The sequence below is a fragment of the Rhizobium sp. WSM1328 genome, from assembly GCF_057653715.1.
This window is the reverse complement of record NZ_JBYGKO010000002.1, coordinates 818,377-832,647: the sequence shown is the minus strand read 5'-3', so window position 1 is coordinate 832,647 and position 14,271 is coordinate 818,377. Positions and strand designations below refer to the sequence as shown.

Genomic DNA, 14,271 nt, shown 5'->3' with positions numbered 1-14,271 from the left:
CTTACTCCTCGATGCCTTTGGTGCCCCGCCGCTTCAGATACTTGTCCCAATAGAAGTCGTCGGCATTATCAGCCGTGACGATCGATAGGCCGTTGTCGACGAACGGAATGCTCATCGGATTAAAGCCGACGCGCTTGGCGTCGTTCATCGGGTCGATGAGTTCGGGATGCCTGGCAAGCCACAGGAGCATGAAGCCCATGTAACCCTGCATGCCCTGGTTCGGGTTGATCGAGCCGAACACTTCGCCCGCCTTGATCATGTCAAGGATATTGGCGTTGACGTCGGCGCACATCACGAGGATCTTGCCGCCGCTTTCCTTATTGGCCTGCGAAGCGCCGATCGCCGAATTCGCTTCCGGCATGAAGACGGCGCCAATGTTCGGATGTGCCTGCACCAAGCTCATCAGGCCTTGATAGGCCTTGTTCGGGTCCTGGTTGGATGCAGCGCGGCCGACTAGCTTCATATCAGGATATTTTTCCTCCATACGGGCGATGAAGGCGGCGATACGCTTGTCGTGGTTGTCCTGGCCCGGATTTTCGAGAACGGCATACTCACCCTTGCCACCCATCTTTTCGGCAATCGCGTCGGCCGCATAGGTGCCTTCGCGGGTATTGTCCGACGTGACGAACGAGATGCGCTTGGAAAGAGGCGCATCGGCTGCGAATGTCACGACCGCCGTGCCCTGGTCGATCGCCCGGTTGATCGGCTCGATGAACGGGTCGGAGTTCATCGGGTGAACGAGAATACCGGCCGGGTTTTGGGCCAGCGCCTGGTCGAACGTGGCGATCTGCTTGTTGACGTCATATTCCGGCGTGCCGGTATAGGCAGTCTCGCAACCGAGCTGCTGACCGGCCTGCTTGAACATTTCATAGACCGGGAACCAATATTCGACGCCCGATACCATGACGTTCATGACGTATTTTTCACCCGGCTTGCAGCGGAACGGATTTTCCGTGTCCGCGCTGGCCGCGCCGGCGAAAAGCGTCGATGCAAGGACCGCCAATGCGGTCGTGCTTAGAAATTTGCGCAAGTTTCCTCCTCGAGGCCGAAGCCCTTCCCAAATATCCGGCGGCGCCTCAGCGGCTGCCGATGATCCATTGAAGACCGGAGTTCCTCCTCGAAGTCCGGTATGGGTAGATAATCGCAACGGCAGAGCGCTGTCAATATAATTCATCATGTGAAATATATTTCACAACGCTCTCTCGCGTGGCGGTCGATGTAAGCCGCCCAGCGCTCGAGAATTCATGCCGATCGTCGTGGCGACTGGTGATATCGCCCAGTTCCGCAAACGACCCCAACAGAGCGCGTCCGCTTTTCCGCGCACCGGGAACGCCTTATCTTTCGGTTTTGTGCAATCCGGGTGCAAGTCCGCGAGGCACTTTGGTGGAATTGCTCTACAGCCGATTGCGCGCAATAGGGCGTCACGGAAACATGACGATCTATGCTTCCGCCTGACGTGGATATACGGGCTGGCCACCGATCGCTTGGAAGGCAACGGAATCTTTGCAAGTATTTTGGGCATGCAACCTCGATCAGACGATATTCAGCAGCCCGATCAGGCAAAGCCCGAGAGCCCCCAGCGCCAACAGCGACAGCGCCGCCGCTGCGAGGACACGACCGCCGGTATGGGCGACGGATCTAACATCAACGGAGAGGCCCAAAGCGGCCATGGCGGTGACGGTGAAGGCGGCGGAGACAGCCCCCATCCTGGGCAGCAGCGGCGCCGGGATCGCGTCGAGGGAACGAAGCGTCGCCATGGCTGCAAAACCGAGGATGAACCATGGGAGAACATGGCGGAGCTTGACTGGCGAACCGCCAGGACGGCGGCCATGAACGGCACCGAGCACGAGGATGACGGGTCCGAGCATCATCACGCGGATCAGTTTGACGAGCATGCCCACCTGGGTGCTGACGGCTCCGGCAGAGGCCGTGGCCGCCAGGACCTGCGGGACGGCATAGGCTGTCAGCCCGGCGAAAACGCCATATTGTACAGCACTGAGACCAAAGAGCAGGTGAAGAAGCGGCAGCGTCAGCACTGCACCGATGCCGAGCAGTGCGGTAAAGGCTATCGAGGCGGCGATATCGTCGGGTTTGGCGCCGATCACCGGCGCCGCGGCGGCAATTGCAGAATTGCCGCAGATCGAATTGCCGCAAGCAACCAACGTCGCCAGGCTGGCCGACAACCCAAAGAGCCGCCCGATAACAAAGCTGCCGGCCAAAGACAGAGCAACCAGAACGGCAATTCCGCCAACAAGCGGCAGTCCGGCCTGCCTGATGGCAGCCGTGCTGAGCGAGGCGCCGAGCAACACGACCGCAATCTCCAGCAGCGTCTTGGCGGCGAATTGGATACCGGGAATGAACGTCTGTGGCAAGCAGATTGAGGAGCGCACGGCAATGCCGATCATAATGGCGAGCACGAGGCTCTCGATCCAATGCGAGCCGAAAACCATCGTCTGCAGCTGTTCAACGAGATATGCAGAGAGCGTGACTGCCGCACACAGGACGAGTCCCGGCAGGACGGCAGGAAGCGACAGGGAACGTGAGGTGGAAACGAGCATCGGCAAGACCTTGCGGAGGGCTCTAATCTCCCACACTCAATTGTCGACTTCCATTGAATAGTCTAGCATGGTTCATTCGGTAAAATCGAACGATTGAATCAATGACGTTTGAACAGCTTTCCATTTTTATCGCGGTTGCAGAACGCGAGCATCTGACCAAAGCCGCCTTTGCGATCGGGCTCACGCCATCGGCCGTCAGCTCGGCTATCCGCAATCTCGAGACCTCCTATGGCGTCGAGCTTTTCCACCGCGTCGGACGCCGCATAGAGCTGACATACGAAGGACGGGTGTTTCTGGGGGAGGCTAGAGCGACGCTGGCGCGCGCAAAGGCGGCAGCGCTCGTCCTGTCCGATCTCGGCGGCTTGCAAAAGGGCGAACTGGTCGTTTTTGCAAGCCAGACGATCGCCAGCTATTGGCTGCCGGCGATGCTGATGCGTTTCAAGATCCGCTACCCCGGCATTGATCTGAAGCTGATGATTGGCAACACGACCACGGCGGCAAAAGCGGTTCTCGATGGATTGGCCGAAGTCGGTTTCGTCGAAGGCAGCGTTGATGAGCCGGCGCTCAATGTTCAGCCGCTTGCCGAGGACGAACTCCTTGTCGTCGTCGGTCCGCGCCATCCCTGGGCGCGTGGCAAACCAATAACACCGGCAGAGCTGGTTTCGGGCGCAAAATGGGTCATGCGGGAGAAGGGGTCCGGAACCCGGTCGGCTTTCGAGGCGGCGATTTCCAGTCTCGGCATAGCCCCCGCAGATCTGGCTGTCGCGCTTGAGCTGCCGTCGAACGAGGCGGTCATATCGGCGGCAAGAGAAGGCCTCTGCGCGACGGTCGTCTCAGGTGCCGTGGCCGCGCCGCTCTTGACGCAAGGTCTGCTGGTAAAGGCGCGCTTCCCTCTGCCGTCCCGCCAATTTGCGATCCTGCGGCATAAACAAAGGCACTCCAGTCGTGCCTCGCTGGCGCTGGAAACCATTTGCCGCGAGGACAAAGCGGCCGAAGTCCAGAATTGGGATGATTGGGCGCTTTAGGTCGGATCCATCGCGCCGGTGGTCAGCTTCATCGCATCATCGAGCGCTTGACATCGGCATTGTTAAGGCAGAAGCCGCACTCGGCCACGCATGCGCGGCTGCTTTGCGAGGATGCGAGAGATGACAACCAAGACTGGCGTAGCCAACGCCGGAAACCTGATCATGACCGGCGTCCTGCTGATGCTGCTTGGCGATCTGCTCTTTGCGCTGAACGATGCAATGGGCAAGTGGTTGGTCGCGAGCTTTGCCGTCGGCCAGGTGCTGGTGATCCGCTCGGTCGGCGCTTTCATCGTGCTCGGGCCAATGATCCTGCGGCAAGGGCCGATGGCCTTGTTCCGCGTCGAGCAGAAGGGCTTGCAGTTCATCCGTGTATTCATGGCGACTGTCGATGTCGCCCTATTCTACGCTGCCGTCGCCTATCTGCCGCTCGCAGATGTGATGACCTTCTATATGGCCGGACCGATCTATATCGCGGCGCTCTCGCATTTCTTTCTCGGAGAGAAGATCGGCTGGCGCCGTTGGCTGGCCGTTCTGATCGGCTTTGCCGGCGTCGTCATCGCGCTGCGTCCATCCACGGCGATGCTGTCGCTTCCATCGCTCTTCGGTCTTGCCGGCAGCCTTGCCTTTGCGCTGTCGCTGGTGATGAGCCGCTATCTGCGCTCGACCAGCGACACGACGCTGGTGACATGGCAGACGATCGCCGCGCTCGTCACCGGCATCGTCTTGAGCATCGGCCACTCGCAGCCGGCAACGCTCATCGACTGGTCCGGCATGCTGCTGCTCGGCATCGTCGCCTCCTGCGCGCATCTGCTCATCACCCGCTCGCTGAAGCTCGCACCGGCATCGCTGCTCGCGCCGCTGCAATATACGCTGCTGCTCTGGGCGATCGTCCTCGGCTACCTGTTCTTCAACGATATTCCCGATGCGCAGATCATCGTCGGCGCCGCAATCATCGTCGTTGCCGGGCTCTTCATCTTCCACCGGAAGAATTTGAAAGAGACGGTTCCGACTGAGGCCGTCCCGCCCGACGGCCATTAAGGGCTACAGCGCTGCTTATCTTTCAGCTTCGCATGGGACGCGGCTGTAACTCCTGGAATTCCTGCATACTTCCATCCTTAAACCGTGCGGGAATAGATCAAACGGATGGGGGCTCAGTCACGCGGGCCTTCCAGGGAACAATTCGGACGCTTGCACGCTACTCCCGAGCATTCAAGCCCGGGAGATCGCAATGGCGTCCATGACCCTCGAAGACCTATCCTCGCAACTGAAGAAGATCGATTTCTGCATGCTGTCGACGAATGCCGGGTCGGGCCGCATCTCGGCCCGACCGATGAGCAATAACGGCGACGTCGAATATGACGGGGATTCCTGGTTCTTTTCCTATGAAGACACCAGGAAAATCACGGAGATCGAAGGCATCGACACCGTCTCGCTGACGTTCACGGCGCCTCCCAGCCTCCTCGGCAAGCCGGGGATTTTCATCGCTGTCGAGGGCTTCGCCTCGCTGGTGCGGGACAAGGCGGCATTCGAAGAACATTGGGTGCCCGATATCGAGCGGTGGTTTCCTGAAGGAGTGGATACTCCTGGGATCGTTCTTATCAAGGTTTCAGCGTCCTCCATCCGGTACTGGGATGGTGAGGAAAACGGCGAGGTCGTCCTGCCTGGCTCAGCGAGTTAAGATCATGGCATAAAGCGTGCCCTATTCTGCGGGCGGCTCCTCCCAGCCGAAGACGCTCCGGCCGCCGAAATCGGCGGATTGGCGGAATTCGCCGGCGATGATTTCCTTGAGGTCGGGACCGGTCACATAGCGTTCCATCTGCCTGGATTGGTCGTCCAGGCGCTTGAGCGCCTGCAACTCCTCCTCGCGTCCGAGCCTGCCCTTCTGCACCGCCGATTTCATCACGGCGATCGTCTCGTCATAGACCTTGAGCGGGACCGGAAAAGGATGGCGGTCCTTGCCGCCATGGGCGATCGAGAAGCGCGCCGGATCGGAAAAACGGCAAGGCGCGCCGTGGACGACTTCCGCCACCATCGCCAACGCCTTCACCGTGCGGGCGCCGACGCCTGGAACGAGCAGCAGCTCTTCGAAATCCGCCGGCCCGCGGTCGGCGGCGGCAGCCAGATTTCCATGCAGGCGCCGCATGTTGACGTCGCTCTCGCGGACATCGTGATGGGCGGGCATGATCAGATGCGGCAGCATCGGCTGTTCGGCGGGTTCGGGCGCCGGCGCTTCGGCACGCAGCAGTGCGGCGGCTTCGCGGATGATCCGGTCGGGACCGAGGGTCGCCAGCAGATCGAGCTGACCGCGACGCGAGCGTTCGGCGCGTCGGTCGGCAAGATTGACGATCTCACCCTGGCTTCTTCCCTCGATTGCCGCATGCGGCGAGTCGACGAAACTCTCCAGCCCTTCGGATAGCCAATGATAGCGCCGGGCCTGCCGCTTATCGCCGTTCATGCCCTGCTGCACGACCACCCAATGGCCGTCATCGGCGACGATGAACCCGTGTAGATAAAGGTCGAACCCGTCCTGGAGGGCGGCGCTGTCGACCTTGGCAATAAGACGGCTCGTGGTCGCGAGCCCCTCGCCGTCGAGACCGACCCGCTCGCCGATCGAGACGAGCTCCTGCGGCGTCTTGCGCGAATGCGCGCCGCGGCCGCCGCAGACATGCAGGCCGAGCTCGCCGGCACGCGGCTTCAGCCCGCGCTTCAGCGCGCCGAGAACGCTGGTGGTGATGCCGGAAGAATGCCAATCCATGCCCATCACCGCGCCGAAGGACTGGAACCAGAAGGGATGCGCGAGCCGGCGCAGGAATTCGTCGCGGCCATAATGATGGACGATCGCCTCGGTGATCAGCGTTCCGAGCCGCGTCATCCTGTCGCCAAGCCAATACGGCACGCGTCCCCCGTGAAGGGGAAGATCGGCGCTGCCTGCTCGTTGTGACATCTCGTTTCCTTGCATTTCGGATCGCCGGGTGCCGCCCGATCAGGTTCGGCAGGGAACCCGGGAAAATCCTGAGCGTTTGTGCTCCAGTTAGAGGCCGAGGCAATCATGACGACATTCGAAACCATCTTCAATAACCCGAGCTTGCCCCAGACAAAATCACAACGGCCGAGCGACCGCCAAAAACAGGATGGCAGCGACTTGCGTTTCCATGGGAGCGCTGCGAAGGCGACCTTCCTGATCAACGGCAATAGCTACTTTGCGGAGTTGGCGCGCGCACTGCGGCAGGCACGGCGCACCGTCTGGATCGTCGGTTGGGATTTCAACCCCGACATCCCGATGGAACCTGATAAATCCGACGAGACCCTGTCCGACCTACTGCATGAACTGGCGGCCGCAAATCCGCAGCTCGAAATACGCATCCTCGTCTGGACGCTCGGCCCCATCTATTCGGACAAGTCGCTCCGGCTGCTTCGCAAGAAGAGTTTCCCAAGGAATGAGCGGATCGATCTGCGCTTCGATCTTCAGCGCGCGGTTCGCGGCTGCCACCATCAGAAGCTCGTCTGTATCGACGATGCCGTCTCCTTCATTGGCGGCATGGACCTGACATCGCGGCGATGGGACACCTGGCTTCATCGCGCCAAAGATAAACTTCGGCGCGATCCCGAGGGCGTTTCATACGATCCCCTGCACGACGTTCAGGCAATGGTCACCGGCGATGCTGCTAGGTTGATCGGCGATATCGCCAGGCGGCGCTGGGAAAACGCCACCGGTGAAAACCACCTGCCGTTGGCCGAAGATGTCGTTTTTTCCTGGCCGGACGATCTCGCCGTTTCGATGAGGGACATCGCGGTCAGCTTCGCGCTGACGGAGCCGTCGACCGCTTTTCGCGCCGGCATCAGCGACGGAATCGCCATGACATTGGACGTCATCGCCCGGGCGCGGCGGCAGCTTTACATCGAGGCGCAATATCTCGCCTCCTTCCGCGTCGCTGACGCCATTGCGGCGCGGCTGCAGGAGGAGGACGGCCCCGAGGTCGTCATCATCTGCACGCGCAGTTCTCATGGGCTGATCGAAAAGCTTGTCATGGGCGGCAATCGCGACCGCGTCATCCGCCGCCTCAAACGCGCCGATCGCGCCGATCGCTTGCGCGTCTATTATGCCGTCGTACCCGGGCCAGTCACGCCCGGAGAGAACGGCGAGGTGGAGGTGCTCGTCCATTCCAAAGTGATCATCGCCGATGACGAGCTGGTCCGCATCGGCTCCTCCAATCTCAACAATCGCTCGGAAGGGCTGGATGGCGAATGCGACATGTTGTTTGAGGCAGGTAGTGACGCGCACCGCGGCGCGATCGCGGATCTGCGCAATCACCTGCTTTCGGAATATCTCGGAACCACCCCGGAAACCTTCGCCGCAGCCTTGATGCAAAGCGGCACGTTGATCGAGGCGGTCGACGCTCTCAATGACGGGCCTCGGGGTTTACGGGAATTCACCGTCGAGCTGTCGGGCAGCATTTCACCGATTTCAGGCACGGCGATCTTCGACCCGGTTCGACCGTTCACAGTTTTAAACCGATTGGGCCTCGGCGCGCTCGTCCGCCGCCTCATTCGCCCCGCCTGACCTCCGTCGGAAAACGACCTCGCTGATGACGAGCAGCGTCGTGCCGAGCGCCAGTGGAATAAAGAAATAGGCGCAGCGGAACGCAATCAGCGCGCCGATCGACGCCTCCTTCGGCACGACATAGGAGACTGTCGCCTCGAGCACGCCGAGACCGCCCGGAACATGCGTCGCGAGGATCGCCGAATTGGCAAGCACGTAAGCCGTCACCGACCTGAAGAAGGCAACGTCGCCGAAGGCCGAAAGCATCTGGTGCAGGCAGGCGGAGACGAGCATGAAATTGATCGTCCCGACCGCAACCTGTGCGACCGCGATCGAAAATGGTGGCAACTGAAACGACCAGCGCCACAGCCCCAACGTGCCGCGGATGAAAAACGCCAGGCCCGTATAGAGAGCCGGCACGACCAGCGCCAGCAAACCGAAGATGCGCACACTTGCCGGGTCGATGCGCAGAAGGCGCCCGGCATCGCCGGGATTGACGATCATGGCGATGCCGCCAAGCGTGATCAGCCCGAGCCCTACCGTGACACCGCAAAACAGGATGATCTTCGCCACGTCCTCCGCCGTCAGCCCCCAGCGTGAATAGAAACGATAGCGAAAGGCGCCGCTGCTCAGCCCGGCAAAGCCGATATTGTGGCCGAGCGAAAGGCTGATGAACGAGGCGAGCAGGATATTCCGGTAGGGCAAGGATTTGCCGAGCGAGCGGATCGCCAGGAGGTCGAAGCAACTGAGGCACAGATAGGACGCCGCCGCAAAGAGAAGTGCAGTGCAAAAGGTCGAAAGAGGTATGCTGCGAACCGATTGGACGATCTGATCGAGGCTATATTGTTGGAATATTCGATAGAGGAGAAAGACCGCAAGACAAAGGGCAGCAACGAGCAGTCCATTCCATATCATGCTTTTCAAGCTCATCGATTGTCCTCAGGAGTGCGAGCGCGATGGTCGATGATCGGGAACGATCAAACGAGTTTTGTGTTCCCTGCAGAACCAGTTCTATGTTTTCCAGGGGAGCTTCTATGTTTCCCCGGGGGGAACGAGTTCAGCAGGGCCTATGCCGGATCAATCAATCAAAATCCTGACCTATAACGTGCACAGTTGTATCGGCGGCGACCGGAAGCTCGATCCCGGCCGCATCGCTTCTGTCATTGCCGAGGCTGAGGCTGATATCGTCGCTCTTCAGGAGGTCGACGTCCTCCGCCGCAGGACCGGCGGCGTCGACCAGGCCCATGCGATCGCCTCGCTTTTGAAGATGCAGGCTCATTTCCATCCGGCGCTGTCGATCGCTGAGGAGCAGTATGGCGATGCGATCATCACTTCGCTGCCGACCGGCGCGGTCAAGGCCGGACCATTGCCATCCATCGGCGAACAGCGCGGCGCCATTTCCGTCGAAATATTGGTCGGCGACAGAAAACTGCTGGTCGTCAACACCCATCTCGGCCTTCGCGGCCGCGAGCGCATCCGGCAGATGACGACATTGCTGAACCCCGGCTGGCTACGCGGCACGACGGATGAACCTCTTCCAACCATCCTCTGCGGCGATTTCAACGCCATTCCGTCATCGGCGACTTACCGACTTGCCGCGCGGTCATTGAAGGACGCCCAGCTCGCAGGCAGCGCCGCGCCGAGAGCCACCTTTCCCTCGCGCTACCCGCTGATGCGCCTCGACCACATCTTCGTCACTGACGATCTCATCGTCAAACAGGCGGCGGTCCTGGAAAACCGCCTGACAAGGATTGCCTCGGACCACCTGCCTCTGCTCGCGGAAATCGGCTTCGCCTGATCAGTCATCGACAATGACGACTTTCACCGGGCAAGCTTCCGGTTCATCACCGCCGCCACCAACGGTAGCGCCGTGGTCGCCACGGCTCCCAGAGGCAAGCGCATGATGCCCCTGGTGGCGACGAAGGTCGCCGCCATTGCACCTGCGAGCTTGAGCCAAGGCTGATTGCCGAGCTGCGCATGGGCGCTGGCATCGGCCCATCGGACGTTCTCCGTCACGACGGTCGCGGCCTGATGTTGGATCACGTGAAGGCGAGCGCGGAGGTTTTCGAGTTCTTCTCGCAGTTCTTGCAGACGGCCTTCCAGCACATGACCTTCGTAGATCGGGAGGGGCTCCTCGACGGTGTCTCCAACGGAAGCATGAGCACCGAGCGTCGCAATATATGCCCGATATTCGGCCTCGCTGGCGAAACCCTCACGTCTGATAAGATCAGGGTTGATGCCCGCCTCTTCGAAGGAGGCCGGCGCGGTTTCCACAGCGTCGCGCATTTCCTTGTTTGTGCCGGTATCCCCGAGTTCGTCCTTGAGCATGATGTGTCTCCAGTTGTTCCTGGCGATAGAACGCTCGACGGCTCAGAAGGATGCATCGGCCTCCGCTCCGGCCTTCATCGTCGCGACGCGCTGAAACGCTCCGGCCGAAATTCCGCCAGCAGCGGATGCCGGCGTCCAGTGACGATCTCGTCCGCCAGCAGTTCGCCGGCAATCAGGCCGAGGGTGGCGCCGCTATGGCTGAAGGCGACGAAATAACCCGGGATCGACGGCAGTTCGCCGAAAACGGGCTCGCCGTCGCCCGGGATAGGCTTGAGGCCGACCCCATAATCTTCGACCTCCAGCGCAGGATTGCCTTCGAGAACCCTGGAAGCCTCGCGCAGCAGCCCGTCCAGCGTCGATTGCCTGACATCATAGCTGCCGTCGGGCTTCACGCTCACCTCTTCCTCGGACCAGGCGGAATCGAGCGCGAAGCCGCCGTTGGGCGTCGGCCGGATGGCGACGCGAGGGGTATTGAGCACGGCCTTCAACGGGTGGCGGATCGGCTTTGTCCTGACGAGAAGGGCGACGGGCGTTGCATCGCCGATATGCTGGCCGGCCTCGGCAACGATTGCGGGAACGTCGCCGCCGGCAGCAAGCAGCACGGCATCCGCGTCGCGGCGCATGCCGTCTGCGGTGATCACGCCACGGGCGCGCCCGCCTTCAATATCGACCGTCGCGCGACCCGCGTCCGTGATGATCTCGCCGCCCAGCGTGCGGAATTCTTCCACAAGCGTGGCGATCAAGGACGGAAGATCGACCCAGCCCTCCCCGGGGTTGAAGATCGCGCCTTGCCGCGTCACCACACTTGCATCGACACCCGGCGTCGCTGCAGCAATTCGTTCGGGGGCGAGCCACTGCGCGTGATAGCCGAGATCGCGCTCATAGTCGAAGATCTCAGCGATCTCGTTGCCGGCATCGTCCGCATCCCAGGTCAGGCCGCCATCGAAGCACAGCCACGGCGCATCGGGATACCGGACGGCCAGCGTGCGGTAGCGATCTATGCCGGCCAACCGCAGCCGGTGATAGGCATCGGTGCGTTTGCGCGCCGAATTGAGCCAAGCGAGCGAACGACCGGAGGCGCCGTTGGCGAGCGGGCCGTCATTGATGAGCACGATGCGGACCCCGAGCCGTGCCAGATGGACAGCCGTCGAGACGCCAAAGATCCCGCCGCCGATGACGACGACCTTCGAAGGTTTGGTGGAAGCATTCATGTCGATAACCTTGTTGTCTGCTCTTGCTAGGTCGAATGAAATCCGGCGCACCCGGCATGAGGACGACCGGGGGCACCATGCGTTGCCTCAGGCGCTTCAGAGAACTTCCGCAAGGAAGCGCTTCAGCCGCTCGCTTTTGGGATTGTCGAAGATCTGCTCCGGGCAGCCGGCCTCGACGATGCGACCCTCATCCATGAAGACGACTTGGTCTGCCACCCTGCGGGCAAATCCCATCTCATGCGTCACCACGGCCATCGTCATGCCCTGTCGACCGAGAGCGGCCATCAGGTCGAGCACGCCCTTCACCAGTTCGGGATCGAGCGCACTCGTCACTTCGTCGAAGAGCATCACCTCCGGATCCATGGCAAGCGCGCGGGCGATGGCGACGCGCTGCTGCTGCCCACCCGACAGGCCGGCGGGCCGATGATCCCTACGCTCTGCGAGACCGACCTCCGCCAGACGCGCCTCGGCGATGCGCTGCGCCTCCTGCCTCGGCATCTTCTTGATCTTGGTCAGCGAAAGCATGACGTTTTCGAGTGCCGTGTGGTCGGGAAACAGGTTGAAGTGCTGGAACACCATGCCCACACGCCGGCGCAGCCTCTCCGGCTTCATCGCCAGGATGCTCTCGCCATCGAGCAGGATGTCGCCGCCTTTCGGCTCGACAAGCCTGTTCATGCATCGCAGCAGCGTCGATTTTCCCGAGCCGGAAGGGCCGATGATGCAAGTGACGGTTCCGGCAGCGATGTCGAGATCAACACCCTTCAACACGTCGAGATCGCCGTAGGCCATGGCGAGGTCTCGGATGTTCAGGGCGCCGCCTTTGAAGCGCGGCGTACTCTCCTCGGCCGTGCCCGTGGGATGGGGGCCAGCGGCCCGCAACTCGCTTACCTCGACCAATCCGCTCGCAACACCCGAGCCGCGGCCTTGTTTTCCGAGCCGCAGTCTCGCATCGATATAGTTGACGAAGTGGGTCAGCGGAACGGTGATGACGAGATAGAAGACGCCCGCCAGCAGCAGCGGTGACAGATTGCCGGTGACGACGGCCTGATCCTGGCCGACCCGGAAGATCTCCCGCTCGGAAGCGAGCAATCCGAGGAAGTAGACAAGGCTGGAATCCTTGACGTTTCCGATGAATTGATTGACCAGCGCCGGCAGAACCCGCCTGATGCCTTGTGGGATGACGATCAGGCGCATGCCCTGCCCATGGCTCATGCTGAGAGCCCGGCAGGCTTCCATCTGGCCGCGCTCGACGCTTTGAATGCCGGACCGGAAAATTTCGCCGATATAGGCTCCGGCAATCAGGCTGAGCGCCAGGATGCCGAGCGGAAATGGAGACGGACCGAAGATCTCGCGCCCGATCCGGGCAAACCCCTGGCCGATGATCAGGATGGTGACGATCGCCGGAAGCCCGCGGAAAACATCGGTGTAGATGCGCGCCGGTAGCCGCAGCCAGCGGGATTGCGAGATGCCCATCACGGCAAGCGCCATACCGATGATGACGCCGAGCACGGTCGAGGCAGCGGCCAGGATCAGCGTATTCTTCAGGCCGACGCTGATCATGCTCGGCAGAACTTCCGCCATGGCGTCCCAGTCCAGGAAGCTGCGGCGCAGATTTTCAAGCCAGTTCATTCAGATCCCCATGAATTCTTGCCCGGCGCGGACGCCGCCGTCCGGCAGAGCCTTGGTAAGCCGCCCGCCATGAGCGGGCGGCTTGCGGCGTCACTTCTTGGGAAGATACTGTTCCGGCATCGGCGAGCCGGGGAACCACTTTTCGTAAAGGGTCTTCCAGGTGCCGTCCTGCATCGCATCGTGAAGCGCGCCGTTGAGCGCCGTGCGAAAGGCGTCATTTCCTTTTCGGACCACGAAGCCAGCAGGCGCATCGAAGGAGGGGATATTCACGGCAACCTTCAGCGCGGGATAGCGCTCGCCATATTGCTTGGCGGCCTCGTAGTCGAGAAAATGCGCATCGACCGTTCCGTTGTTGAGGGCAGCCACGGCAGAATTGTTGTCGGGGAATTTCACCAGATCGGTTCCCCCGAAATTCTTGGCCGCATAGACTTCCTGCAAGGTCCCCTGCACGACCCCGAGACGCTTGCCCTTGAGGCCATCGGCATCCTTGATACCGGCATCCGGGGTCAGCACGGAGAGATAACCGGCAAGATAGCCGTCGGAAAAGTCGATGGTCTTCTTGCGGGCTTCGGTGGTTCCGATCGCCGCAACGGCAACGTCGAACCTTTCGTTTGCGACCGACGGCAGGAGTGCTGAAAATTCCTGGCCCGTAAACGTCACCTTGTCTTTTTGAAAGCCGAGGCGGGAGACGACGTTGAGAAACAACTCGATATCGAAACCGGTAAACTGGCCGTCCGCCGTGGCAAACGTATAGGGCTTGGAATCGCCCATCGTGCCGACGCTGATAGTCCCTGGCTCGATCAGGTTATAGGGATTGTCGGCTGCGGCCGCAGAACCTGCCCCCATCGCAAGAAGGCATGTGACAAGGCCGGCCCGCAACGGGGCCATGATGGCCGGAAAAAATAGAAAAGGCTTCATCGTCGTTCTCCGCTCTGAAAGGAATGCTCTTGTCGGCATTGTCGTCCCACGCTGCCGCGCAT

13 protein-coding genes are annotated in these 14,271 nt (G+C 61.2%); 5 read left to right on the top strand and 8 right to left on the bottom strand.

Features of this window, described 5'->3' with window-relative positions:
• Position 1: 1 nt before the first annotated feature.
• Positions 2-1,030 carry a substrate-binding domain-containing protein gene (locus AC2444_RS27485; protein WP_128449790.1) on the bottom strand — a complete coding sequence of 343 codons (1,029 nt, stop codon included), beginning with the start codon at positions 1,028-1,030 and terminating at the stop codon, positions 2-4.
• Positions 1,031-1,532: 502 nt separating this feature from the next.
• The gene (locus AC2444_RS27480; protein WP_128449791.1) at positions 1,533-2,594 is read right to left on the bottom strand and encodes a YeiH family protein; all 1,062 of its coding nucleotides are present in this window, start codon (positions 2,592-2,594) and stop codon (positions 1,533-1,535) included.
• Positions 2,595-2,659: 65 nt separating this feature from the next.
• Between AC2444_RS27480 and AC2444_RS27475 the strand changes: the two genes are divergently transcribed.
• From AC2444_RS27475 to AC2444_RS27465, 3 genes are all read left to right on the top strand, one after another.
• Positions 2,660-3,583 (top strand): LysR family transcriptional regulator, encoded by a 924-nt coding sequence (locus AC2444_RS27475; RefSeq protein WP_128449792.1) that lies wholly within the window; start codon positions 2,660-2,662, stop codon positions 3,581-3,583.
• 120 nt (positions 3,584-3,703) lie between these two features.
• Positions 3,704-4,621, top strand: coding sequence for a DMT family transporter (locus tag AC2444_RS27470; protein ID WP_128449793.1), 918 nt, complete (start codon positions 3,704-3,706; stop codon positions 4,619-4,621).
• A 190-nt stretch (positions 4,622-4,811) separates the two neighbouring features.
• The gene (locus AC2444_RS27465) at positions 4,812-5,261 is read left to right on the top strand and encodes a pyridoxamine 5'-phosphate oxidase family protein (protein ID WP_017996313.1); all 450 of its coding nucleotides are present in this window, start codon (positions 4,812-4,814) and stop codon (positions 5,259-5,261) included.
• Positions 5,262-5,282: 21 nt separating this feature from the next.
• Here AC2444_RS27465 and AC2444_RS27460 read toward each other — a convergent pair whose 3' ends face one another.
• Positions 5,283-6,527, bottom strand: a complete 1,245-nt coding sequence (locus AC2444_RS27460; RefSeq protein ID WP_128439724.1) for a DUF763 domain-containing protein — start codon at positions 6,525-6,527, stop codon at positions 5,283-5,285.
• A gap of 105 nt (positions 6,528-6,632) precedes the next feature.
• On the opposite strand from AC2444_RS27460, the gene AC2444_RS27455 reads away from it, so the two are divergent.
• Positions 6,633-8,144 (top strand): phospholipase D-like domain-containing protein, encoded by a 1,512-nt coding sequence (locus AC2444_RS27455; RefSeq protein WP_128449794.1) that lies wholly within the window; start codon positions 6,633-6,635, stop codon positions 8,142-8,144.
• Here AC2444_RS27455 and AC2444_RS27450 read toward each other — a convergent pair.
• Complete coding sequence (locus AC2444_RS27450; RefSeq protein WP_128449795.1) at positions 8,091-9,053, bottom strand: lysylphosphatidylglycerol synthase domain-containing protein; 963 nt, start codon at positions 9,051-9,053, stop codon at positions 8,091-8,093. The genes AC2444_RS27455 and AC2444_RS27450 overlap by 54 nt on opposite strands.
• Before the next feature lie 139 nt (positions 9,054-9,192).
• Between AC2444_RS27450 and AC2444_RS27445 the strand changes: the two genes are divergently transcribed.
• On the top strand, positions 9,193-9,921 hold the full coding sequence (locus AC2444_RS27445) for an endonuclease/exonuclease/phosphatase family protein (protein WP_003562723.1): 729 nt from the start codon (positions 9,193-9,195) through the stop codon (positions 9,919-9,921).
• A gap of 23 nt (positions 9,922-9,944) precedes the next feature.
• On the opposite strand, the gene AC2444_RS27440 is transcribed toward AC2444_RS27445, so the two are convergent.
• The 4 genes from AC2444_RS27440 to AC2444_RS27425 all read right to left on the bottom strand — a co-directional run bounded on the left by AC2444_RS27440 (position 9,945) and on the right by AC2444_RS27425 (position 14,209).
• On the bottom strand, positions 9,945-10,451 hold the full coding sequence (locus AC2444_RS27440; RefSeq protein WP_128449796.1) for a hypothetical protein: 507 nt from the start codon (positions 10,449-10,451) through the stop codon (positions 9,945-9,947).
• 74 nt (positions 10,452-10,525) lie between these two features.
• Complete coding sequence (locus AC2444_RS27435) at positions 10,526-11,662, bottom strand: NAD(P)/FAD-dependent oxidoreductase (protein ID WP_128449797.1); 1,137 nt, start codon at positions 11,660-11,662, stop codon at positions 10,526-10,528.
• A gap of 96 nt (positions 11,663-11,758) precedes the next feature.
• Positions 11,759-13,291, bottom strand: a complete 1,533-nt coding sequence (locus AC2444_RS27430) for an amino acid ABC transporter permease/ATP-binding protein (RefSeq protein ID WP_003562728.1) — start codon at positions 13,289-13,291, stop codon at positions 11,759-11,761.
• A gap of 90 nt (positions 13,292-13,381) precedes the next feature.
• Entirely contained in the window at positions 13,382-14,209 is an 828-nt protein-coding gene (locus tag AC2444_RS27425) for an ABC transporter substrate-binding protein (protein ID WP_003562731.1), read from the bottom strand.
• Positions 14,210-14,271 lie beyond the last annotated feature (62 nt).